18 protein-coding genes are annotated in these 25,815 nt (G+C 40.8%); 4 read left to right on the top strand and 14 right to left on the bottom strand.

Going from position 1 to position 25,815, the window contains the following annotated elements:
• Positions 1–108: 108 nt before the first annotated feature.
• The 8 genes from tkt to WJR50_RS10545 form a co-directional block, all read right to left on the bottom strand.
• The gene (gene tkt, locus WJR50_RS10580; protein ID WP_341293237.1) at positions 109–2,112 is read right to left on the bottom strand and encodes a transketolase; all 2,004 of its coding nucleotides are present in this window, start codon (positions 2,110–2,112) and stop codon (positions 109–111) included.
• A gap of 113 nt (positions 2,113–2,225) precedes the next feature.
• Positions 2,226–4,658, bottom strand: a complete 2,433-nt coding sequence (locus WJR50_RS10575) for a glycoside hydrolase family 65 protein (RefSeq protein ID WP_341293236.1) — start codon at positions 4,656–4,658, stop codon at positions 2,226–2,228.
• The gene (gene otsB / locus WJR50_RS10570) at positions 4,651–5,451 is read right to left on the bottom strand and encodes a trehalose-phosphatase (RefSeq protein ID WP_341293235.1); all 801 of its coding nucleotides are present in this window, start codon (positions 5,449–5,451) and stop codon (positions 4,651–4,653) included. The genes WJR50_RS10575 and otsB overlap by 8 nt, the downstream gene beginning before the upstream one ends.
• A gap of 12 nt (positions 5,452–5,463) precedes the next feature.
• Positions 5,464–6,183: an HAD family hydrolase gene (locus WJR50_RS10565; protein WP_341293234.1), complete on the bottom strand. Its 720-nt coding sequence runs from the start codon at positions 6,181–6,183 to the stop codon at positions 5,464–5,466.
• A gap of 72 nt (positions 6,184–6,255) precedes the next feature.
• The gene (locus WJR50_RS10560) at positions 6,256–6,621 is read right to left on the bottom strand and encodes a hypothetical protein (RefSeq protein ID WP_341293233.1); all 366 of its coding nucleotides are present in this window, start codon (positions 6,619–6,621) and stop codon (positions 6,256–6,258) included.
• 248 nt (positions 6,622–6,869) lie between these two features.
• Positions 6,870–7,403: a YciE/YciF ferroxidase family protein gene (locus WJR50_RS10555; protein ID WP_341293232.1), complete on the bottom strand. Its 534-nt coding sequence runs from the start codon at positions 7,401–7,403 to the stop codon at positions 6,870–6,872.
• 223 nt (positions 7,404–7,626) lie between these two features.
• Complete coding sequence (locus WJR50_RS10550) at positions 7,627–8,358, bottom strand: COG3650 family protein (protein ID WP_341293231.1); 732 nt, start codon at positions 8,356–8,358, stop codon at positions 7,627–7,629.
• An 86-nt stretch (positions 8,359–8,444) separates the two neighbouring features.
• The gene (locus WJR50_RS10545; RefSeq protein WP_341293230.1) at positions 8,445–9,218 is read right to left on the bottom strand and encodes a glycerophosphodiester phosphodiesterase; all 774 of its coding nucleotides are present in this window, start codon (positions 9,216–9,218) and stop codon (positions 8,445–8,447) included.
• 231 nt (positions 9,219–9,449) lie between these two features.
• Here WJR50_RS10545 and WJR50_RS10540 point away from each other — a divergent pair, with 231 nt between their 5' ends.
• Positions 9,450–9,791 (top strand): hypothetical protein, encoded by a 342-nt coding sequence (locus tag WJR50_RS10540; RefSeq protein WP_341293229.1) that lies wholly within the window; start codon positions 9,450–9,452, stop codon positions 9,789–9,791.
• A gap of 33 nt (positions 9,792–9,824) precedes the next feature.
• On the top strand, positions 9,825–12,320 hold the full coding sequence (gene recD2, locus WJR50_RS10535; RefSeq protein ID WP_341293228.1) for an SF1B family DNA helicase RecD2: 2,496 nt from the start codon (positions 9,825–9,827) through the stop codon (positions 12,318–12,320).
• On the opposite strand, the gene WJR50_RS10530 is transcribed toward recD2, so the two are convergent.
• Both WJR50_RS10530 and WJR50_RS10525 read right to left on the bottom strand, forming a co-directional pair.
• Positions 12,312–13,772 (bottom strand): S10 family peptidase, encoded by a 1,461-nt coding sequence (locus tag WJR50_RS10530; protein WP_445223463.1) that lies wholly within the window; start codon positions 13,770–13,772, stop codon positions 12,312–12,314. The genes recD2 and WJR50_RS10530 overlap by 9 nt on opposite strands.
• Before the next feature lie 187 nt (positions 13,773–13,959).
• Positions 13,960–14,712, bottom strand: a complete 753-nt coding sequence (locus WJR50_RS10525) for a putative universal stress family protein (RefSeq protein ID WP_341293226.1) — start codon at positions 14,710–14,712, stop codon at positions 13,960–13,962.
• Between the two features lie 365 nt (positions 14,713–15,077).
• Here WJR50_RS10525 and WJR50_RS10520 point away from each other — a divergent pair, with 365 nt between their 5' ends.
• The gene (locus WJR50_RS10520; protein WP_341293225.1) at positions 15,078–18,518 is read left to right on the top strand and encodes a ThuA domain-containing protein; all 3,441 of its coding nucleotides are present in this window, start codon (positions 15,078–15,080) and stop codon (positions 18,516–18,518) included.
• Positions 18,519–18,580: 62 nt separating this feature from the next.
• Here WJR50_RS10520 and WJR50_RS10515 read toward each other — a convergent pair whose 3' ends face one another.
• The 4 genes from WJR50_RS10515 to WJR50_RS10500 form a co-directional block, all read right to left on the bottom strand.
• Positions 18,581–19,336: a DUF3658 domain-containing protein gene (locus WJR50_RS10515; protein ID WP_445223462.1), complete on the bottom strand. Its 756-nt coding sequence runs from the start codon at positions 19,334–19,336 to the stop codon at positions 18,581–18,583.
• Between the two features lie 87 nt (positions 19,337–19,423).
• On the bottom strand, positions 19,424–19,777 hold the full coding sequence (locus tag WJR50_RS10510; protein ID WP_341293224.1) for a DoxX family protein: 354 nt from the start codon (positions 19,775–19,777) through the stop codon (positions 19,424–19,426).
• A gap of 12 nt (positions 19,778–19,789) precedes the next feature.
• The gene (locus WJR50_RS10505) at positions 19,790–21,925 is read right to left on the bottom strand and encodes a glycoside hydrolase family 97 protein (protein WP_341293223.1); all 2,136 of its coding nucleotides are present in this window, start codon (positions 21,923–21,925) and stop codon (positions 19,790–19,792) included.
• A gap of 112 nt (positions 21,926–22,037) precedes the next feature.
• A complete protein-coding gene (locus tag WJR50_RS10500) occupies positions 22,038–22,436 on the bottom strand; it encodes a GldM family protein (RefSeq protein WP_341293222.1) in 399 nt (132 codons plus the stop codon).
• An 875-nt stretch (positions 22,437–23,311) separates the two neighbouring features.
• Between WJR50_RS10500 and WJR50_RS10495 the strand changes: the two genes are divergently transcribed.
• The gene (locus tag WJR50_RS10495) at positions 23,312–25,720 is read left to right on the top strand and encodes an ABC transporter permease (protein ID WP_341293221.1); all 2,409 of its coding nucleotides are present in this window, start codon (positions 23,312–23,314) and stop codon (positions 25,718–25,720) included.
• Positions 25,721–25,815: the final 95 nt, after the last annotated feature.

Below are 25,815 nucleotides of genomic sequence, written 5' to 3'. Positions count from 1 at the left end.
CCATATACTACTGAGATTTATAATATTTTGATGATAATATTTGTATATATATAGCAAAAGCACACTATAGTTAGTGTGCTTTTGTATTTTAAAAGTCAAATTTCTTCTCTAAAGGAGTAGCTTGGTTTTAGAGACAACATTTTCCACCGTAAATCCAAAAAACTCCATCAGTTCCTCTCCTGGGGCCGACTCTCCAAACGTATCCAGTCCTATTGCCATGCCTTCTCCTCCGATATATTTATGCCAACCTAAAGTAGAGCCTGCTTCTATAGAAACTCGTTTTTTAACATTTTTAGGAAGCACACTTTCCTTGTACGCATCACTTTGCGCCTCAAACAGCTCCCAACTTGGCATGCTGACTACCCTGGCAGCAACTCCACCTTTAGCAAGTTCCTGCTGTGCATCTATTGCCAGTTGTACTTCTGAGCCACTGGCAATCAATATTACCTGAGGTTCACCTTCTGCTTCTTTCAAAATATATGCCCCTTTTTCTAGTTCTTCCGCCTTGGCATACACATTTCTGTCAAGGGTCGGCAATCCCTGGCGGGTAAGCGCTAGTGCTACTGGTCCATCATGATGTTCCATTGCTACCCTCCAGGCCTGTACGGTCTCATTAGCATCTCCGGGCCTGATCACTGTCACACCGGGAATCAAGCGCATGGCCATCAGGTGCTCAATCGGCTGGTGGGTTGTACCATCTTCTCCCAAGCCAATACTATCATGGGTAAAAACCAGAATGCTTGGTAACTTCATGATGGCGGCCAGCCTTAAAGAAGGCTTCAAATAGTCTGAGAAAATCAAAAATGTTGCACCGTATGCTCTTACACCCTCTGTTAAATTCATACCATTTACCGCTGCTGCCATAGCATGCTCTCTTACTCCAAAGTGAAAGTTACGAGCACCATAGTCTTCTTTCGTGAATGATTTGAAAGCATTAAGGTTTGTATTGTTTGAGGGTGCTAAGTCAGCAGACCCTCCGATGAGCCAGGGGCAATGATCAGCAATAAAGTTAAGCGCTTTGCCGGAAGCTTTACGGGTAGCTACTGCACCATCTTCTATTTTGTAAACGGGTAGTTTTTCTGCCAAACCTTTAGGTAGCTTTCCACTTTTGGCAGCCTCCCACATCTCGGCTTTATCAGCGTTTGCTTTAGCGTATTCACTCCATTTGTCTTTCCATTCCTGCTGTAGCTTTTTGCCTTTTTCTTTTAGTGCATTGTACTGGCTTTTGACTTCGTCCGGTACATAGAAAAATTTATCGCTGGGCCAGCCTAAATATTCTTTAGAGGCTTTCACTTCATCCTCTCCCAGAGGAGCACCATGAGATCCGGCTGTTCCTACTTTGTTCGGACTCCCAAATGCTATCTGCGTACGTACTTTGATTAAAGTTGGGCGAGTAGAATCCGCTTTAGCTTCAGCAATGGCTTTTTCAATAGCATCCAGATCGTTTCCATCTTTTACTTCCAGTACCTGCCATTGAAATGCTTCAAATCTTTTTTTCACATCTTCAGTAAAAGCGATACCAGTATCTCCTTCAATGGAAATCTCATTATCGTCATATAAAAAGATGAGGTTACCCAAAGCAAGGTGACCCGCCATAGAAGCTGCCTCTGAAGATATACCCTCCATCAAATCACCGTCACTACATATGCCATAGATATGATAGTCAAAAGGATCAAAATCATCTGACTTGTAGGTAGTAGATAAATACTTTTGTCCTATTGCCATGCCTACTGCATGAGCAAACCCCTGTCCCAGAGGACCAGTAGTAACCTCTACCCCTGGTGTAAGGCCATATTCAGGGTGGCCGGGCGTAATAGAATGTATCTGACGAAAATTCTTCAGATCGTCAATACTTACTTTATAGCCAGCAAGGTGGAGCAAACTATAGAGTAACATACAGCCATGACCAGCAGAAAGCACAAACCTATCGCGACCTATCCAGTTGGGGTCTTCAGGATTGTATCTTAAAAAACGAGTCCACAGTACGTGAGCCATAGGGGCAGCACCCATGGGCATACCCGGATGGCCTGAATTTGCTTTCTGCACCGCATCCATAGACAGCGTACGGATGGTATTAATGCTTAATTGATCTAAAGTCTTTGTTTGGTTCATGATTGTTGATAAATAGTATCAATAACAAAATTGACAGGCAATTAACAAAAAATACCCAACTGCATCAACGAAACTTACGTCTACTTAGTATTTTTGATAAAGTAAGGGTAATATCAGTATTCTACACAAACGCTCTCTCCTATTTTCAGCTCGTAGATATGCTCTTCGTCCTTTATGCCAACACGAATCTGCTTAGACCAGCCCTCTTGATGGTGCAACCTGATTTCGTGCTTGCTGATGTAAACATGCAGGCACTGTCCACGATAACGCAGAGATAATGAAATTGTGTCTATTTCTCTGGGTAAAGAAGGGTTTAGCCACAATATGCCATGATCGTCAACATAAGCTCCGGTATAGGCACGCTGAACCATATCTACCGTACCAGACATAGCGCCTAAATGTATACCTTCAGCAGTAGTCCCTCCCTGAATGTCTTCAAAATCACTACGCAGGGCTTCTTCAAAAAATTTCCATGACATTTTACGATGTGCTCTTGCCATTACCCAAGAATATACTAATCTACTAAGGGTTGATCCGTGAGAAGTCCTCTTTTCATAATATGAAATATTCTTTATGATGTTGATTGGATCAAAAGGGTAGTCAAGTGTATCAAATATTTCTTTCAGCTCAAACGATGTAAACAGATAAAAAAGCATTAACACATCGGCCTGCTTGCTTACTTTATAGCGATTCGGGGAATCATCTTCACTTTCCAGTATACGATCTAACCTTTGGATATTGCCATATTTTTTTCGGTAAGCTTCCCAGTCAAGCTCTTTCAGCAGGGCATATCCTTCAAATTGCTCAATGATACCATCTTCAATAAAAGGAATAAACATCTTCTCTGAAATTTCCTTCCATTGCTTTAGGGTTTCTTCAGTGATGGCTAGCTTTTTATCCAGGTTGGCAACCACAAACTTAGGAAGACGATCATGCATTTTTAAAGTTTGCTTCATCACCCAGGCAACCATAATGTTGGTATAAGCATTGTTATTCAGGCCGGGCTGATCAGAATCCGGATACGATGTATGGTATTCATCCGGACCAACAACATTACGAATTTCATACCTTTTTTTCTCCTCACTGTAGGTAGTGATACTGGAAAGGAATAAAGCGACGGAGAACATCATTTCCGCGCCATAATCTTCCAGAAAGATCCTGTCATTGGTAATTTTATAGTAAGTCCAGATGTTATATGCGATTGCTACGTTCACATGTCGTTGAAGATGCGTATCATCAGGAATCCAGCGGCCAGACTCTGGATTAAGATGAATTTCCTGAGCATTTTCTTCTCCGTTGCTTCCACTCTGCCAGGGAAACATTGCTCCTTTGTAATGATGTGACGCCGCAGACCTTCTTGCTTCTCCCATACGGTAGAAGCGATATTTCAGCATATTCTGGGTAATAGAAGGCTTCATATAATTGATGACCGGAAAAATGTAGAGCTCATCCCACATCAGGTTGCCACGATAGGCCTCACCATGAATCCCTCGGGAAGGCACACTTACATCCAGATCCAAAGTATTGGGAGAGGCTACCTGGAGTAAATGAAAAATATGTAACCTGAGCAACACCTGAACACTATCTTTGGCCTGCACCTCAATATCACTACGATTCCAGATCGCTTCCCAGGCAATCTGATGACTTTGCATCATATCCCTGATGGATGGGGCATTTCTCACTTTCCTTTGGGCATCGTTTACAATATTTCCAACACCAGCATCTTTGATGGTATATAAAGAAAGAACTTTACTGACATTCAGTACCTGTCCTTCTTTCAGATTTCCTCGGTAGCGATGCGTGAGCAGATGTTCATGAGCAACTATACTCCTTTGAAAATCTGTTTGGTCATTTGTCACAAACACATCCGTACGGACTGCCTGGGCTACATTAACTTCAGTATTATTGGTTTTGGAATGCATAAAAAGCCCTTCTTCTCCTTCATCATCAAATACTCCTGACTCTACAATCTTTAGATGATCACCATTCAGATCATTATAACGGGGAACGCCTTTATTTTTGACGTTGCCATCAATTCCGGAGATAATGGTAATCTCACCACTCCAGTTCAGGGCCTGTAACTCCCACTCCAAAGCAGCCAGATGATAATTATCCATGGACACTATTTTGATACTCTTCAGACGCGTTTCTCGTCCTTGATCGTCTTTAAAAGTCAGTTGAGTTGTAAGATTAGCTTTCTTTAAATCCAACACCTGACGGAAATCCAGAATTTCAACCTCATCAATGTGAAATACACTTCCGTCGGCATGTTCAAAGGTGAGATAAAAAGGATTAGGCCAATTGACAATTGACTCGTTTTCAATTTCTTTATCAGCTACCTGTGACTTAAGCTTATTGAATACCCCTGCAATGTAGGTACCCGGATAATGAGGGTTCTCCTCAAAGTCATAAGAAGCCCTGGCAAATTCATACGCACCTCTGCTGGCAAAGTAACCGTTTGCCAGGGTGCAAAGTGATTCTCTAAGATGCTGTTGCGCAGGATGATATTGGTCATAGACAATTTGCCAGTCATGAATTTCAGACATAAGAAAGAATTTGTTTGATAAACTCTGCTACCTGCTTCTGATCATTTAGCCAATACTGTGCATAGGTTTTCTGATCGTGGTCTTCTATCATAATAGTGACCCCAATTTCACAAAGTTCTTTAAAGGCATCTTCATCCGTAGTATCGTCTCCCAGATAAATGGGTAAGCACTTATCAGAACTCATCCCCAGTTCATCCATGATCCAGAGTACTGCCTTACCTTTGTTCCAGTTTACATCAGGCTTGATTTCAATTATACTCTTCCCTTTGTCCCACTTCAATCTTTCACTTGTACCTACTTTGTCTTTTACTTTTTCTTCAACTTTACTCAGCAGTTCGGTAGAAGCACCCCGGTGGTGGACTGCTATGGCAAATTTTTTCTTTTCAATCTTGATCTTATCCTCGTCTTTGAATAACTCTTCAAGGGTGGAAGCTACTGATTGTAATTCCGGCAAGATTTCGTCTGCCTCTGGGTACCGGTGATTAAGATCTTTGGGTCCCGCAATATCAAATCCATGACTTCCTGCATAATATAGATTGGGTAAGTTTACTTTTTTCTCTATATCCATCCTATCTCTGCCACTGACTACAGCTACTTTGTAGATATCGGCAAGCTTTTGTAACAGTTCACGATTTTCACCAGTCAAGGCAGCTTTATCGGGTTGATCAACAATCGGTGCGAGGGTACCATCAAAATCAAAGAAAAATAAAAATGGTCTATCTCCTTTTTTCTTCAGAATAGTATCTACATGATCCAATGCTGAAGGGAGTTCATGGAGTTCTCTTAATTTCATTGTTTTATTTTATCACAGGTCACTTAAACTATTTATTACTATATCGGCGCCAGCATCTTTCATGGCCTCGGCATGGTCGTTTCGGTTAACCCCCACTACATAGCCGAATTTCCCTTTACTTCCTGCTTCTACCCCCGCTACAGCATCTTCAAATACTACTGCTTCCTGAGGGCTGATGTCCAGCCGTTGGCTTGCTTCTACAAAAATATCCGGATTGGGTTTACCTTTTAAAGATTGATGTGCCGCATCAGTACCATCAACGATAGTATCAAAGATATCAATGAGGCCGGCTCGTTCCAATACCGGGCGACAGTTTTTGCTGGAAGAGACTACGGCCAGCTTTTTTCCTTCCTTTTTCCACTTTTCAATATATTTTAGGGTGTCCTCATACACTTCAGCACCCTGCTGTTCAAGCAACTTAAGAAAACGTTCATTTTTTCTTTTGCCCAGGCCATATACGGTATCAGCCTGAGTATCATCATCTTCTGAGCCTTCTTCTAATTCAATTTGCCGTGATTTCAGGAAGCTACGTACACCATCGTATCTTGGCTTACCATCTACATACTTCAAATAATCCTGCTCATTGAATTCCTGCTGAGAAGGATGGGCTTTTTCCAGAAAGTCGTCAAACATTTTTTTCCAGACTTCCTGATGTAGTTGCATGGTTTGGGTAATGATTCCGTCCAGATCTAATATAATAGCTTTACTTTGCTGAATTTTAGTCATGCTCATGAGTGGAGGTATCGCTTATAAAAAATATGTTTAATTCATGTAAAAATTCTCACAAAAAATCCAAAAGAATATCTATTCCTGATTCAACCACGCTCGGGCAGAATCTTTATCATCAAAAACTCCATAATGGGCATCATCAATCTGGCCCATTTCTTTTAAAAGATCAATATTTTCTATTTCCTTATCAGCCTTGTAGACCGCCAGCTTTCTAACTTCAAGATTAATCGCTTTACTACCGTCCAACACCACATTCTCCACCTGGCTGATATCATAGAGTTCAGGAAGAGGATCATGGGTAAGCATAAATGCTTTCTTTTCCATATTTACCTGATTTAAAACGGTCTGATTTAAAGTAATATCAGGATGAAAATTGATTTCCAATACTTCCTTAAGGATTAGAAAGTTAGCATAGGTACCATTGCTACTTCTATTATTCATTTCTTTCTATCTTTTATTAGCTGCCAACTGTTGAAAAACCGATGTGTGTACTTTAAAAAATTTTGACTGCATTTGTGAAATACTTTCGCTTAAAAAATCCACTATTATAACTCATTTGAGCTTAGCATGTTTTGAGTTGGATGCATAGAAGTGGAGAAGAAAGAGTATCTGACAGTACAGAGAAAAAAAAGGGACTATCAAATAGATAGCCCCTTTTACTGAATTAACTAACAATTGGAAAGTTTTCTTTAAGCTTTATGGCTTGTGCCAGCAGTTTTGGCCTTTACATTAATGCTCTCTTTGGCTAAACGATTCAACTTATCATCAGCCATTTTTTCTTCTTTTTCAATGAAGCTGATGATTTCAGCAACTTCTGTCAATCCTAGTTGGCGAGCAAAATTATTGGCTGTTCCATAGCCAGCAATTTCGTAATGCTCTACACGCTGCGCAGCGCCAATCAGACCGGCATCTCTTATTTCAGGAGTAGATTTTGACTTTATGATCTCTTCACCTTCTTTGATCAGGCCAGCCATAGCTTCGCATTTTTCACCTTTCATATCAATTCCAAGCATAGTACCTATCTCATCCAGTCTTTCTCGTTGAGCCCTGGTTTCATTAAGATGATCGTGAAAAGCTTGTTTGAGTTGAGGATCACTAGCTGCTTCGGCCATTTTTGGTAAAGCCTCAATCAATTGCGTTTCTCCACTATACAAGTCTCTTAGCTCATAGTGAAGTAAATCTTTTAGATTTAATAGTTTTTCTGAATTACTGAAAATTCCCATGACAAAAAATATTTAGGGTTAAAAAATAAAATAATTACTCTGATAAGGGTTAAAAAACACCACTCAGAGGTGTGCTAAATGTCGTGGTTAAAAAGGTAAATAATCAGCATAAATACAGCTAAAATATATAGTCTATATTACTCATTTTATCGGAGATATTCAAGAACATGCTCATAGAGGTACACCCATTGTCAGAAACATATTCAGTGAATTTTTTGACATTTTATATTTCTCTATTATCATGCTCTCTTCCTTCTAATCCTCCACATCCGTCAAAATTACCTAACGGGGTTTGTACATAGACATGCGTATGATACCGAAAGCCAGACATACTGTCCATACATTCATTTTCTGAAACAAGGGCAGTCAATTTCTGTCCGTCTTGTGATGTATTGTATACCCACACACTATCCTGCCACTGCGGCTCAACATATGGATAAGCCATCTCATCATGTTCAAAATGATTAAAAATGATACTATCTGAAGAGATTGTCAGAGACCAAAAAGGCTCATTTCCACGAAAGGTAAAAGTTTTAGACTGAGGCAACTGACAAGCATTTTGCCCATCGTATATTGCGGTTTCAACAACTTCAGTGATTGTAAATTTAGGTTGAGTAGCAGCCAATGTATCTTGCCCCGAATGGTCTATTGATCCATTCATGCGAACAAACATTGCTTCACCAGAACTCAACCCAAGGCTATCAAAGGCTGATGATAATCTACTATCATTAGAATCTATTGCATAAATTTCCCAGGAACTGCAATCTTTGAACTCGCTATAATTTTCCCCTTCACTATATACTCCTGTGTATTCAGTCTCTACATCTGAGTCTGCTGAATCTGAGGGGGAGACCTGAGAGGATTCTGCATGTTCGGAAGCCTGCTGCTTACCCTGACATCCTAACAAGCTGAAGAGTAGAAAAAATGTAAATGTTAATAAGTTAAAAAAAAGCATGAGTTCTTTATTGTCAATTCAAAAAAGTTACCACTTACACTTTTTAATCCGTACACTACCAAAATGTTAGGTGAAATTTAATATCCTTATTCAACCATCTCCAGCAATTGCTGAGGTTGGTCAGTAGTAATGAAGTCAAAGTTTTGCTCTAACAACCACTGCATCACTTTCTTCTCATTTACAGTCCATGAATTTAAGGTAAGTCCCAAATCCTGAGCTTGCTTTATCCATTCAGGATGTTGTTGAAAAACTTTAAAATGATAGTCTAATCCCCAGAAGCCAGCGTCTTTGGCCTGCTGAGGGCTTAAATCTCCACTCAGATAGGCTACTCTGGCACTTTCGTCCATTTCCACAATTTTTTTGCAGGCATCCAGGTCAAACGAAATATAATCTACCCACTCCTCAGCACCCAGTTTACGCACCAGTTCTACTGATTTCTGGGTAAGCTCCAATGTCCTTTCCTTACTCACATCCGAACTTTTGATCTCAAAAATCAGCTTGGTTTTTTTCTGCTTCATGCCCTCACGGAGGTAATCTTCCACTCTGGGCAATACTTCTCCATTAGGCAGCTTTTTTTTCAGTAAATCGCTATAGTTATTTTCTTCAATGGACATCCCTTCAATTTCAGCATCATGATTGGCTACCAACACGCCATCAGCCGTCATCCACACATCAAATTCACTGCCTTCGCAGCCTAATGCAATGGCTTGTTTGAGAGAAGCAATTGAGTTTTGGGGTAATCTTTCCGCTTTCCAGGCTCCCCGGTGAGCAATCACTTTATTATCAAGAAACTGGGCTTTGGTATTTCCATACATGAGTAGTATACAAAGGATTAAGGCTGGTATCAGGCTAATTTTCATATTTTGATTTATTGAAAAACACTTTTACAATTGACACAATGCGTGCTTAAAGCTAATGTATAGCCACAGTAGTTACAACCTCTTTATTTTAAGATTGTGTTAAACCTAAATATTTGAATCTCCAGCATTTTGGTCTTGCAATTCGCAATCATTTCATCAAGATTTGCGTTTAAAATTATTCTTAATTTAAGTATCTTACCCCTCATTATGCTTGAAGGAAAATGAAAATGTATGAATAAGTCCGAGAAGAAACTTTACAATCATTTGTATTACCGACGAAAAAAAGAACAGCTTGATAGAGAAAGGGATGCCGGTAATATTTCCAAAGCCATCCTCAACCTTGAGGCAATACAAAATGAAGTTTCCAGCCGCCATCTTCAGTCTCCTTCAGAATACAGCAAAATGATACTGGAAAATCTGGAGCGGCCTATCAAGGTACTCCGACAATATAAAAACCTAAAAGACCAGTTTGACCGCCGAATAGATTATATTCTGGGACTTATAAAGTCAGCCATTATTTTCAGTGAGCAGGAGCAAAAACAAATAGACGAAGAAGATGAAGATGAGCTATAAAAAAGGGCTTATCAGGTTTGAGAAAAATTTACCATGAATTCACTTACTACCTCCTCCCCTAATCCAAACTTAGAAAAGCTATCGGGCATCGTGAAGCGGGTAACTTTTCACAGCGCTGAAACCGGATGGTCAGTCTTAAAAATTAATTCTTTTGACCAACCCAATAATGAAATCGCGGTAACTGTGCATCAATCTAAGGTTTTTGCCGGGGCCACCATGAATTTCTTCGGCGTATGGGTCAACCACCCTACTTACGGAAGGCAGTTTAAAGCTGAAAGGGTAGAAGAAAGAAAACCTGCCACCGCACACGCGCTGGAAAAATACCTCGGCTCAGGCCTTATCAAAGGAGTAGGTCCTAAGACTGCACGTCGTATTGTCAAATATTTTGGAAAGGATACTCTGGATGTTTTTGAAAAAAAGATAGACCGACTTACTGAAGTTCCTGGCATCGCCCAGAGAAAGCTAGCTTCTATCCAGAAAGCATGGACTGAACACCAGGAGATCCGTGAAGTGATGATGTTTCTTCAGTCTCATGGCATCAGCACATTGTTTGCCGTCAAAATTTATAAAACCTACGGACAACAGGCTATTTCGGTAGTGCAGGAAAATCCGTACCGCCTGGCTCATGATATTTTTGGTATTGGTTTCATGAGTGCAGATCGCGTGGCCCTCAGCCTCGGGCTTGCCAAAGATTCATCCGCTCGTGTTCAGGCGGGCATAGGGCATATTTTACACAATGCTCGTGAGGAAGGACACTGCTACCTGCTCTCCGACCAGATTGTAGAGCAGACAACAGCTTTACTGGAACTTGAAGATTCACAAAGAATAGTAGAAGAACTCTTGCTGATGGAAAAAGAGGATGAACTCAAGACCAGAAGTTTACCCACCCCAGAAGGTATACAGACTGCTTATTATGCCCACTCTCTTTATTTTGACGAAAATTATCTGGCCAAGAAAAGCCTGATCATGGCTAATGAGCAAATTACTGTAGACCGGGAAAAAGTCAGTAAATGGATTACAAAATACTGTGATTATCATGAAATTCAGTTAAGTGAAGAGCAAGAAGCTAGCGTCCAGCAAGTGATTAGCCGTGGTTTGTGCATCCTAACCGGCGGGCCGGGATGTGGAAAAACGACTACCACCAAAGTGATTGTAGCATTGCTCAAAGCCATGCGTAAAGAAGTTCTGCTGGCTGCCCCTACCGGCAGAGCAGCGCAACGTATGAGTGAAGTGATTGGACAGGAAGCCAAAACCATTCACCGCTTACTGGAGTGGGAACCTATGAAAGGCGGATTCAAGCGAAATGAAGAAACTCCCCTGGATTGTGATTTTGTCATTGTAGATGAATCGTCCATGCTGGATGTCCACCTGGCTGCCTCATTGTTCAGAGCCGTACCTCAGCAGGCACAACTGCTGCTCATCGGTGATGCGGATCAGTTACCCTCAGTAGGTGCCGGTAATGTATTTAAAGATCTTATTGAATCTGAGAAGATCGTCTGTGCCCGCCTTACCAAAGTATTTCGGCAGGCAGCGCAATCCAAAATCATTCAGTACGCTCATCAGATCAACCAGGGGCAAGTTCCAAAAATTGCAACTCCTTTCCAGCACCCGAACCTCTGGAAAAAGGGAGAAGACTGCCTGTTCATTGATTCGGAAGAAGCTACCAAAGAGCAACTTCGCTTTATACAGAAAGTTAAGAAATATGCCGAACGGGATGATGAAGAGAGTCTGGTAGCTGCTGAACCTGAATCCAGCTATGAGATGTATAAGGAAAACCTCGTAATACCAGAAAAATTTGCGCATGTAGATATTGATAAGCTCCTTACTGCCAATACCCATACACATGAGTTGAAAGAAGTGCTGCGAAGGGTGAACCCCTGGTCATCTTTGCATTGGGGCTTCTCCGCAGTCGATATGGTGGAAAAGCTTTACCAGGAAATCATCCCAAAATACTTTGGCAAAGATGTGGAGATTCAGGTATTAAGCCCAATGAGCAAAGGAAGCCTGGGTACCCATAATCTCAATGAAATGATACAAAAAGCAGTCAATCCCGAGCAGGCTGATAAAGCTCAGCTAGATTTTGGAGGAAGAACTTTCAGAGTGAATGATAGGGTGATACAGCGGAAAAATAACTATGATCTTAACGTTTTTAACGGTGATATTGGCAGAATTTTAGAGATTGATAATGAAGAGATGAGCTGTTCAGTCCTTTTTGGTTCGGGTAGTGATGAAAAAGAAGTGATTTATGAAAAAGCCCACCTCACAGAACTGGATCATGCTTATGCCATCACTATTCATAAATCGCAGGGAAGTGAATTTGCAGTGGTCATCATCCCCTTATTGACGCAACACTATAATATGTTATTCAGAAATCTGATCTATACCGGACTTACCCGGGCGAAGAAAGTAGCTGTATTTGTAGGAAGCAGAAGAGCATTGAGGAGAGCTGTGTCACAGCGTAATTCTTCACAGCGACAAACAGCTCTCCAATGGCTTATCAAAGAAGGAGAAAGCGAAAGTTTATTCTGATTTGTACATTGCTGGTTCTCCTTCTCCAGGTAGCGTTCTCTTGATAAACTCCCGAATATCTTCATTAGCCGTCTGCAGATCTTCTCTTCTAAGATACATCATATGTCCACTACGATAGCCTTTGAAGCTCAGACGGTCCTGCAACCTTCCACTGGGGTCCAGATGCCACATCGTATATTTTGCATTAAAATAAGTAGTGGCTCCATCAAAATAACCTGATTGTACCATTACATTCAGATAAGGGTTCTGAGCCATTGCCTGTCTCAGGTTTTCACCTGTCTGATCATTACTTCTGTCCCAGGGATGGACTGGTCCGAACATATTGTATTTGATATCAGTAATATAGTTTAGCTCATTCCTGAAGTAGTAATTGATAGGCGGGGTAAAAGAATGCAGCCAGGAAGTCAGTTCAGCATTATAATCAGGTCTTTCTCCTAGCAGCTGACGGTCAATTCCCAGATAACGAGAGTCTAATCTTCCAACAGTATATCCACCTTTATCTCTCAAAAGTGCTTTCCAAAAGTATGAGGTAGGTACATCCAGGTTCTGCTGAAGTATCTCTTTCTCTGTCAGCCCTGAGTATTCAGCCATTTTAGCAGCCATCTCCTGCCTGCGATCTTCAGCAATAAACCCTCCTTTTGCCAGAGCAGGAAGTAACTCATTGATGGTAAATTCTTCTACTTCAGGAAGAAGCTCATCCAGATCTTTTTGCTGATGTTCAGCAGGTAAAGCTTTCTGGTACCAGGCAGCAGCAGCGAAATAAGGTAGGCGGTTGGCAGCATCCACTGGTCCATCCCGCTCAATTCCCAAACCGGTTGGAGAAACTAGAATCACCCCATTCAGGTACATCCATTGAGAATTTTGCAGCTCTAGCGCTAAACCAGAAACCCGGGTAGTACCATAGCTTTCACCAATAAGGTATTTGGGAGAGGTCCAACGGTTTTTACGGGTAACAAAAGTATTTAGCCATTCGGCCAGATATTCAATGTCAGCATTAACTCCAAAAAAAGTTTCTCTATCTACTTCCTCATCCAATATTCTGGAATAGCCGGTATTGACAGGATTTACATATACGATATCGGCTACATCTAAAATAGAATAAGGATTTTCTCTGATACCATAGGGCTGTACCGGGTAGCCTTCATCATCAATGGCCAATATTCTGGGACCAGTATAGGCAATATGCATCCATACTGAGGCTGATCCGGGTCCACCATTAAATGAAATCACCAGGGGGCGAGCTGCGCGGTCGTTGACTCCCTGTCTTTCGTAATATGTATAGAACAAAGCGGCTATGGGTTCTCCGTCTTCATTCCAGACAGGCTGTGTACCCGTGGTAGCAGTGTATGAAAAACGCTGACCATTGACCGTTACTTCATGATTGGTGGTCACTGTGGAGTCAGCAGCTAATTCTCTCTTTTGGGCATTGGCATTACTGGTGATGAAAATCATCAGCCAAACTGCGGCTAAAACTTGCTTCATATTAATCAAAATAGGTTAGAGGTAAATACGCAATTTACATATCAGAACAAAAGATTGACACTCAATTTCTGAAGATGCGAAGATACGTATTGAGAGATATGAAGCCAATTTAGCTTTGAAAAAAGAAAGTTCTGGTATTATACCATTAAGTAGAATATCATACTTTATAAATCATCACCGGGATATCCAGTGTTTTGAGAAGTTCAATAGAAGGTCCGTAAAAAGATTTCATCAATCCAAAAAACTTATCTTTCACCATTATGACCAATAAGTCAGGCTTTTTCATGCTTTTCAGTTCATGAGGATATATGCGAAGATCAGATTTATCATGTTTAGCTTCTACCTGTTTAGTACTTACAGTATTCTTAAAGATTGATGCATTCAAATCGCTGATGTCAACCATTTCAAAAGTAGAAGAAAAAATATCTGCTAGTTGAAAAGCGTACCTTGAAGTATAATCCCCTGCTTTATCGTTTAGATCTGCTGCAATGAGCATGCGCTCAATATTTCTAAATTCTATCTTCTTAGGTAAAAGTATAAGCGGGCAATGCACTCTATCAATGAAAGCATACAAGTCATTGACCTGGGTTTTGTCCATTAGATATAAGTCAGGCAGATAGACTGTTAGTGTCTCATCCGCATAATCACAAATATCCGTTTCGCAGGACACCAGGCGATAATCTACATTTGCATGATCCAGATAAGCTTCTTTTACAAATTGAAAAGCATTTTTAACCGGATTGTCTTTCATGTAGCCGGAAAAACTCATTGAACTGGCCTCGGAAGGATAGCATAAACCAATAGTAAGTTTTGCCTGCAGTTTATCTGTGAGCTTAAGCGCATACTGAAGGACATGATCCGAATCACAATTTGCCTCTTTTGCCAGTGCTATATTTCTAATGGTTTCCATAGCGTAAATAAATATTGAATAAGTGTAATTTGATCTTTTTTGCAATGGAGAACAATGATATTTATCATATCTAATGTAATTCAATATGCCATAATGCTCATTTCACATTCAAATGTACTTCCCTTTAACCACTTAAATAATAGAGAAGGATGCTCTTAATGCTAGTAATAAATGCACAACAATGATGAGTAATCTCAAAATTATGCAAGAATATAGCTGTTGAATTGCAATTTCTAAAAACCAATTTTTCTGTCACCCTATAATAATACTCATAAAAATATCTGTAAAAAAATCAGTGTGCTTATAAGAAAATTAAAGTGAAGCTATTATTTTACAAATTCATAAAAATATTCAAGTCTAGCTAGATGTATACTTTCAAGAAGGTCTTTACACAATTAATCATTGGTTTATTTCTTTTCGTTTGTTTTTCCTGTTCCAGCATACAGTATTCAAATGCTCCCAGCGTACTGGTATTCTCCAAAACCAAAGGTTGGGTACACAGCTCTATACCCGCTGGTATAGCTGCGATACAAAAACTGGGTGAGGAACATGGTTTTGCAGTAGATACTACTAAAGATGCTTCTTATTTTACAGATGAAAAGCTAAAAAACTACCGGGCAGTCATCTTTTGCAATACCACCGGAGATGTGTTAAACCCAGAGCAACAGGCAGCTTTTGAGCGTTACATTCAAGCCGGAGGAGGTTATGTAGGCATTCATTCAGCAGCAGATACCGAATATGAGTGGCCCTGGTATGCTAAGCTGATGGGAGCCCATTTTGAAAGTCATCCCAGCAATTCTAATGTGCGTGAGGCGGTCGTGGATATAATTGATACTTCCCATGTTTCAACCACGCATCTGCCCGAGCACTGGACGCGTACTGATGAATGGTACAACTACCGTTCATTTTACAATGGTATACAGGTACTGGCCATGCTTGATGAAAATACCTATACCGGTGGTACTAATGGGGCTGAACACCCAATTGCCTGGTACCATGAGTTTGATGGGGGCAGAGCTTTTTATACGGGAGGTGGACATACCGATGAAGCCTATGCCGAGCCGCTTTTTCTGGAACATTTGCTGGGAGGTATACAATATGCCATGGGTGAAGAAAGTAAATTGGATTATAGCAAAGCCTATGCGGTAGTGACTCCTGAAGAAAACCGCTTCGTCAAGCGTGTTTTGGTAAATGACCTGAATACGCCTATGACATTGGATATTTCTGATGAGGGGGTAATTTTCTATACGGAACTCAGAACCGCTAACCTCTTTGCCTATGATACCCAAAACAGTACAAATATACTTTCCCATCGCTTTGAAGTAGCCACTGAAGGAGGTACAGGACTCATAGGTGTTACTCTTGACCCTGACTTTACTGAGAATCGCTGGATTTACCTCTACTATTCCCCCCCTTACGATAAAGAACCTATTCTCTTTAATTTATCCAGATTCACAGTAAAAGCAGATAATACACTAGACCTCAACTCTGAAAAGGTACTTCTACAAGTTCCGGTGCAGGAAAATAGCGGAGCGCATCATGGTGGCGATTTTGCCTGGGACAAAGAGGGCAACCTTTATCTTTCTACTGGTGACAGTTCAAGTCCTTTTCCTTCGGGAGGATACGCACCGATAGACGAGCGGCCTGGTAATGAAAGTCTGGATGCTCAACGATCGGCTGCCAATACCAATGACCTCAAGGGAAAAATTATCAGAATTACCCCTCAGGATGATGGAACATACACCATACCGGAGGGTAACCTTTTTCCGGAAGGTACTGAAAAAACACGTCCTGAGATTTACACTATGGGGCTGAGAAATCCTTATCGTATCGCAGTGAATCCTAAAACTTCAGTGCTTTACTGGGGAGAAATTGGCCCTGATGCCGGAGAAGACAGCATACAGGGGCCCCGTGGTTATGATGAATTTAATCAGGCAAAACAGCCCGGAAACTTCGGCTGGCCCTATTTTATTGGGAATAATTACGCCTATGTAGATTGGGATTTTAGTACGGAAACTGCCGGACCAAAGTTTGACCCTGAAGCACCGGTCAATGAATCTCCAAACAATACCGGTTTAAGAGAACTGCCCCCTACTAACCCACCCATGATCTGGTACCCTTATGCCGCTTCTGAAGAATTTCCTGAGTTAGGTGAAGGCGGAAGAAGTGCGATGGCCGGTGAATTTTATACTTATGATGAAAATGCATCTTCTCCTAATCGTTTTCCTGAATATTACGACGGTACGCTCTTCGTTATGGAGTGGATGCGCAACTGGGTGATGGCCCTCCGTTTTGATGAAAATGAAGACTTTCTTCGTGCAGAACCTTTTATGACCACCAATGGAGATTTCAGAAGGCCTATTGACCTCACTTTCGGTAAAGATGGCATCATGTATATGCTGGAATATGGCTCAGTCTATGGTGCTGATAATGATGATGCCAGGCTGGTTAGGATTGAATACAATACAGGAAACCGAGCGCCTATTGCACAGGCAGGAATATTAGATACTGCTGAGTTGGCCTTTAGAAGGAAAGTGGCGCGCCTTACCTCAGATACTAGAGTACCTGCTCTTCAACAAGCCTCTGGCCAGGCACCATTGACAGTACCTTTTACCAGCCGGGGAAGCAAAGATCTGGATAATGATGATGAAATTTCTTTCCAATGGTTATTTGATGGTAAAACTGTCGGCTCAGAAGAACGAAATCCAACCCATACATTTACTGAAAACGGAGTGTATAATGTCGTACTCAAAGTAAGCGACCAGGATGGGATGACCGCTATGGATACCCTTACTGTCAGAGTAGGCAACACAAAACCTGAAGTAGCCATAGTTACCAATGAGAACAAATCATTTTTCTGGGAGGGTGAATCTTTTGACTATAGCATAGAAGTTAGCGATCCTGAAGAAGAGATTAATAAACAGGACGTTAAGGTCTATTTTGATTATAATCCTAAGCCCGGTTTAGTGCCCCAGGAAAACCAGACCGGTCATCAGGAAGAAACTTTACTGGCAGGAATTATGCCTGGTAGCAACTTGATTGCCAACAGCGACTGCAAAGCCTGCCATACCATAGATCAGGTTTCTGTTGGCCCTGCCTATCAGGCAGTAGCACAGCGCTACAAAGGTCAGTCAGGTGCAGTGAACCAACTGGCTCAAAAAATCATCAATGGTGGTGCAGGAAACTGGGGCACTACCCATGTGATGAGTGCTCATCCACAGATCTCCCGGGAAGATGCCCAACTGATGGCAGAATACATCTTATCCCTGGCAGAACCAAAGGAGCAGCTCAAAACACTTCCGCTGAAAGGGTCTATCAAGTTTGATCAGCACAATGCTCAGGAGGAGCCTAATGGTCAATATAACCTGATCGCTACCTATACAGATCAAGGCGCCAATGGTGTAGGGCCACTCGCAGGCAGAGAAATGATAAAGCTGCGAAATGCCCGGGTAAGAACAGCTTTTGCTGATGCACATCCCGGGTTTACCCGCTGGGGAAATTCACTGGGAGACGGAAGTCATAAATCATTCATACTGCTCAAAAACATTGACCTTAGTGGTATCAAAGGCTTTACTTTTGAATATGCTTCAGATAAAGCGGGAGTTATTGAAGTAAGGCTTGATTCTCAGGAAGCGGATGCGGTTACCAGTACAAGCTATGAGCCAACTGGAGAAGAGCGCTCTAAAGTAAGTGCAGACCTAAGTTCACCCATCAATGGACGACATGATGTTTACTTTATGGTGCTCAAACCGGATAAGCCGAATGATGATATCATCAATCTAAGCCATATTGTTATGGAAAAGTAATAGATTTTGAATGTAGAATACCTTTTGGGTGTTCTACATTTTATTTTCAACCAAGATGAAAACTAAGGTTTGGACGCATCATTACTCTTAGCATTGGGTAGCTTGACCCTGTAATCACGTAATTCTCTCAGACTACCTTGATGTACTAATTGACCTGAACGTACCAATTTGTGTAAGCGCCAGTTTAAAGTAGCATCACTTGCATTAAAATCTAAATCAATCAGCGTATGGCCTACAACTCTGGCAGCTCCAATATATTCCTGACTGCAAAACCTTAGCAGATTTTTATCAAAAAAATCTTCCTCAACCTGCTCTATTGCTTTGTTCTTTCTGGTTCTTAAATTTCCTGTTTGACCTGCGAGGGTCTCCCACTGCCTGACCCAATTCTTATTTTCTTTTTCATTGAGCGTAATAAAATACTCCAGAAGTACATGCATCTGTTCCGGGGCAAGTACTACAGGTGTTTCTGGCTTAAATTTCCCTCCCGCTTTAGTTGTTAAGCTCAAATCAGGCGGAATAATAAGGATTTTAAGCAGATCAGTAGCTTTATTCAGTTCCCTCAAGAGACGGGCAGCCGCTAATTGTTCAAAAACTGTACGCCCTGACCACACATACACTTTCTTTCCTCCTGATAAATCTGTCTTAATCTTCTGAATTTTCAGGTAATCATTTTCAACCTGAGTTGACAATTTTTGAAAATCAAACTCTAAATTTTGCAGCCAATTTTGTCGTAGCTGGCGCCCCTCATTTTGATGCAGATCAAGAATAGGTCCTACCCTTAAATCATCATTCAGGCTAATCAGGTTTTTCTCGGCAATATTGATTTGTGGGCTATTAAGGATGCTATCTTTGACAGGCTACCCAAAAACAATGTGCATTTCATTCTCAGCTTGCATAATTTTACCTTAAGTGTAAAGATATGCCCAATATATCAACAGGAACTGCAATGGCAAGCGAATAAGAGTTAACCAGACTCCTTTTCCCTTTCTTCTGGTGAGTTGAAAGTGGTAAATGTTAGCAGGAAATATGGCAATTAACAAAAGGATAATGCCCCAGGCTGCCAAAGACCTATAAGCTGATACCAACAATAGTAAACCTAATAACACTTCGGCTATTCCTACAAATAAATTGGTGATAATAGGATAGGGTACCCAGGGGGGTATGATTTTCAGGTAAAGTTTTGGCATCACAAAATGATTGATCCCTGCCGATATATACAAGCCTGCCATGATATAAAGACTGATTTGCTCCAATTCCATAAATCAGTTTGCTTAATCTTCAGCAATAATGCTAATGGCAAAGCCACCACCAGGAGCTATTCTGATAGTCTGCTCAGTCGTATGGTCTACCGCTATTTCTTCAATGCTAATGCTGGTAGGGTTATCATCCCAGTGAGCATCTTCTCCATCGCGGTACAGTATTGCTTTATAGCGCTTACCCTGCTCCAGAAAATCAAAATTGATGGTTACGCTTCTTTCATTTTCATCGGTGATGCCTCCCACAAACCAATTGTCAGTACCCCTCTCCTGCCGGGCAATGGTAACAAAGTCACCAATTTCACCATTGAGCACTTTGCTCTGTTCCCAATCTACGCCTACATCTCTGATAAACTGAAAAGCAGGCTGGCCTTCATAGCTTTCTACTAAATCAGCCGCCATCTGTACCGGGCTATAAATCACCACATAAAGTGCCAGTTGTTGTGCAATCGTGGTATTTACCTGATTTCCTTCTTTATGGGGAGCAAGTTTGATATTGAAAATACCAGGAGTATAATCAATAGGGCCACCCAGCATACGGGTAAAAGCTATGATTGACAAATGCTCAGGGGGATTACCTCCATCCGACGCCCAGGCATTATATTCCTGACCTCTTAAGCCTTCTCTGGAAACCATATTGGGATAAGTTCTCCGCAAGCCCGTTGCTTTGATTGGCTCATGGGCATTGACTGCAATCTGGTAATCAGCCGCTTTGATCATAGTATTGTTGTAATGATTGACCATCCATTGCCCATGATGGTATTCACCTTGGGGTATGATTTTACCTACATAGCCTGTTTTAACGGAATGAATTCCCAAAGACTGCATGAGTGAATACGCGGAGTCCATCTGCTGTTCATAGGTACGTGGGGCAGCAGAAGTTTCATGATGCATGATCAACTCAACACCTTTTTCTTTGCCATAACGTACCACTTCTTCCAGATCATAATCAGGATAGGGGGTAATAAAGTCAAATACGCCTTCACGATCCTCAAAGCCAATCCAGTGATCCCAGCCTGTATTCCACCCTTCTACCAGCAGTCCACCAATATTATTCTCTGATGCAAAATCAATATACTTTTTGGCGTTTTCGGTAGTAGCTCCATGCTTGGTGCTGCTTACTTTTTTGGTGGTAAAAGTTGACATATCCTGAGTAGCTTCTATATCCCAGGTGGATATTCCCAGGTGCATCTCCCACCAGATACCCACATACTTCATAGGGCTAAACCAGCTTATATCACCAAGTTTGTTGGGTTCATTCAGATTTACAATCAGTTTGGAATCTATCAGACCTCCGGCATCCTCACTAATCTGGATACTTCGCCAGGGAGTGCTGAAAGGTAAAGCCCGTTTCACTTTGTACCCCAGACGATCTGAGCCTACCAACCCGCTTTCCATAAGCAACTGGTCAGTATTTACTTTAAGCGTCATACCTGCATAATCAATCAGGCTGGCTTCATGAAAACTGAGATATAAACCATCAGCGGTTTGCATGGTAACCGGGGTATTAACAGCATTCTCAGGAATATAGGTTTGTGCAAGATCTGGATGATTTCTTTTGGCAAGCGCGTCAATCTCAGAAAAACTGGTAGTATTGAAAAGATGCTCGTAGATATCCCAATCCCCGGGCATCCACCAGCATTTGTGATCTGCAGTAAGCTGAAACTGGGTATGCTCGTCCATAATGATCAGGCTATCCACACCTTCCTGTTCAGGAAAATGGTAGCGAAAAGCTATACCATCGTCATATGCACGAAAGTAAATTTCCAGCTTTCGTTGCGGAGAATTTTTTTCTTTCAGATTTACTTTTAGTTCTCGGAAATGATTACGGACTGTCCGCTGTTCTCCCCAGGGCATTTCCCAGGTATCATCCATTGAGGATGTATCTGTACTGATCAATTCAAACCCCCTAGTCATAGGTTCCTGCCCCTGAAATTCAAAACCCATTGAAGAAGTATCAATGACAAGTGATTCTTTGTGACTTACAGAGTATGCAGGGGTACCATCATTGAGTAAAGTGAAATTGACTACAATATTGCCCGAAGGGGAGCTAAGTTGTGTGCGCATTGGCGACTGCTGTTGTGACTCATCAATACAAGCCCACAGACAAGCACTGATGAAAGTGAGAAAACAAAATATGTGAGCTTTCATGGCTGTTGCTTTCTGCTAAAAGCCATTTCCTCGCAAAATGTTTACTTCTCAACTTCACAATAAGAAAAAGTGACAAGGGGCACGCTTAGCAATCTAAAGTAGAGATTATCAGTTACTTTACCTGGATAACTACGAAAGAAGATTTGTTGTCCATGTTCTCCTCTCCACTGAATTTTAGGATTTCAATGACAATTCTATCTCCTGCTTTGGCTACATCTGATAAGTCCTCCAAATCAAACTGGTTGCCTGAAACAGTCTGAGAACCAGGAAATATGGCGCGGGTCCCTCTGGCAAGTACTATTTCAAACTGCTGAACTTTTACTGGGGAATTGTTGCGCTCAATCGTCATCAGCGCAAATTCTGAAGGAGAGATTCCTTCTTTGAGAATATTTTTAGTTTCAATGCCCTTTACCTTGATATTGAGAGCATCATCACTATTGATTGAAAAAATAAAAGAGCAAAACAATCCAATAATCAGCAAGGAGGATACAGAAAACAGATAGGATTTCATGAGTAGGTGTGGTTAGGTTTCACATAATAAAAGTAAAACGCTTTTAACTTAGTCAATAGTGTCCGGATCATGCTCAAGTTTATGTAAAGGAAACGATATCATTATAATGGCAAGTGACTTTGTGTAATCTGTTAATCAGATCCTTTTGAGTTTTTGAAATATAAATCTCATGCTTTAAAAGATATTTTTTAATGATTTACTTGTATTTACTTCAATTTTTTTAAATTTGATTGGTACAGTTAGACATTCCATTTGGTATGCAATTTAAAAAAGACAGTAAGGAAAATTTATGGATAAGCATGATCTTCATGCTTATCTTCTTTTTGTCGTTGACGTCCGCATTTGGCCAAAACAGAAATATCTCCCCAGTACTATCGGTAAGCTGATTATTTGTTGGTGATAGATTATTCCTTTCTCAATCTCCTTTTGATAAAAATTCTGACAAAATCATCAATTCCTGGGATTCACTTGAGAAGAAACCCAAGACAAGAAGACAGAATACTAATACAGTTTTCTTAAAGACAGCAAGTTTAATTTCAGGCTTTTTCTCTAATCCCTTTTATAGGCAGCCTATACCAAGATTCTAAATTCTTTCCATTACGCAACACCATAATTCACACAGTATGTTACTTCTTTCTTCTCTAAGGCCCGATTCATTTTCTGCGATCTTATAGCATTTTTTTTCGGCTTTTTCACAAAAGCTAATGAAATGCACTCCTGTATTATAAGGATACTCTGAAGTCAGCTTATCCAAGCTATGCTTTTTTTCACTCCACTTTTTATCCTCTTACTGCACAAAAATTACCACTCACTGCAAAATCATTGTAAATCAAAACTTAATGATGAATAATGCATTACATTAATCCTACATAATTATGTTCTGGGAGAATTTTACTATCGCTTATCGTAATCTACTGAAGCATAAGTTTTATTCAATTATAAACTTACTGGGACTTGCCCTAGGTACAGCAGCGTGTCTGATGATATTGCATTATGTTCATTATGAAACGAGCTACGAAGATTTTCACAAAAAGTCAGAGCATATTTATCGGCTTACCCTGGATGGATATAAAGAGGGAGTATTGCTGGTACAAGATGCAGAGATGTATCCTCTGGCTGGTCCTGAGCTCAAAGAACAAATGCCGGAGGTAGTTGATTTCGTAAGGTTGCATGACGAGAATCAAATAGTAGTAGGCCATGAAGAAAATCGGCAAAGAGAAACTCGTCTCTACTTTACTGATCCTTCCTTCTTTTCAATTTTCAGCGTGGATGTATTGCAAGGTGATCCTTCTTCTGCCTTGGATGATCCTTTTGAAATTGTGGTTACTGCATCCAAAGCTCGGCAGTACTTCGGCACTACAGATGTGGTAGGCAAATCGCTGGATCTTTATGGAATGGGATATGAAGTGAAAAATGCCAAGATCACTGCAGTAATTAAAGACTTACCTACCAATACTCACTTAAAGGTTGACTTCCTGCTTTCTTTTATTTCCCTTCAGGATGAAGCCCTCAATTATCAATTGAGCTGGAATGGTAATAATGAATTTACCTATCTACTGATGGCTCCAGAATTTGATAAAAAAGCTTTTGAGGCTAAACTTGATAAGTTTACCCAAGACATGGAAGATCAAATTGGTGAAGAAAAGTTTGTCATACAAGCTATTCGGGATATACATCTTCATTCTCATAAGACTTATGAGCCTGATGTAAATGGCGATGCCAAAACAGTTTCATTTCTTTCTGTGATCGCGGTTTTTATATTAATCATAGCCTGGGTAAACTATATTAATCTGGCCACTGCGCGGTCGGTAGAAAGAGCCAAAGAAGTAGGAATTAAAAAAGCGATGGGTTGTACCCGTGCTCAACTGGTAAAACAATTTCTGTTTGAATCTTTACTCACCAATACTGCTGCTATGCTGCTGGCAGTGCTTATGGTGTATCTAAGTTTTTCAGCTTTCCGTCAACTAAGTGGTCAGCCGTTGGTATTTCGTTTATTCAGTGACCCCTCATTTGGTCTATTACTCATTGGGCTGGTTATATTTGGAACCATCTTATCCGGACTTTATCCCTCATTCGTTTTATCATCTTTCCGACCTACTTCAGTACTAAAAGGAAAGCTAATAAGTAGTTCACATGGCCGCTGGCTACGTCAGGGCTTAGTGATTTTTCAATTTCTTGCTTCAGTGGTATTAATGATTGGTACCTTTACGGTATACCTACAGCTTAATTTTATGCGAGATCAGGAGCTTGGTCTGGACATTGAGCAGTTAATGGTAGTTGAATTACCTTTAGATTTAAGGTATGATCCTCAAATCGCGAGTAAGCTTAGCTCACTACAGGAGGAATGGAAACGCCTTGCTGATGTAGAAATCGTAGCAGGAGCAAAAGCGATGCCTGGTTCAGGTTATAATTTACTAAACTCAAGTTCTGGAATAAACCTTGAAGGAGATGAGGTAAGGGACATATCCACTACCTATTATCATTATGGCATTGATGCCAGATATTTGCAAAGCCTTAATACCAATATGCTGGCGGGGCAACCTTTTCGTAAAGGAACAGATAATTCACATAAAATTATCATCAATGAGGAAGCCGCAAGCATCCTTGGATTTGAAAATCCTGAGCAAGCGATTGGTGAAAAGCTTACGTTTGACAGCATTTCCACCATCATAGGGGTCGTTGAAAATTATCACTTTCACTCTCTGAAAGACCCCATTACACCTTTTATTCACTGGTATAGCGAACTTAACCCTTACCAATATATTCGTTTGAATACTAAAAATGTGCAAAGTAGTATTAAACAGTTGGAAGCTACATTTGAAGGAATCTTTCCTAACAGCACTTTTTCATATTCCTTTTTGGATGAAACTTATAATCGGCAGTATTTGGCGGAGATCAGATTTGGTAAGGTATTTAGCCTTTTCGCTGGCCTGGCCATCGCAGTTGCTTGTCTGGGCCTGCTGGGCTTATCTTCATATACCAGTATTCAGAGAACGAAAGAAATTGGCATCCGTAAAGCATTGGGTGCTTCCGTAGGAAATATTTTGTTCTTACTCTCCAAAAGTTATTTCCGCCTGATTCTCATCGCTCTTATTATTGCGATACCTATTGCAAATTATCTTATGAGCGAATGGCTGCTACAGTTTGCCTACCGTATAGGCATAAGTTGGTGGCTATTTGTACTGCCTGGGTTTGCTATTATTTGTATTGCACTTCTGGCTATCAGCGGACAAACCTTAAAATCTGCACGTGCCAATCCGGTTAAAGCCCTTCGCTATGAATAATAGTAAATGAATGCTTATTTTTATTGGTCTCAATCGCTAGTTAAAACTATGCACTTTTGTGCAAGACTTTTAGTTGCTACACACCTTTGTAAATT

It is taken from the genome of Catalinimonas locisalis, from assembly GCF_038039535.1.
GTDB lineage: Bacteria > Bacteroidota > Bacteroidia > Cytophagales > Cyclobacteriaceae > Catalinimonas.
Note: the sequence above shows the minus strand (reverse complement) of the source record. Positions and strands in the feature narration are given on the sequence as shown.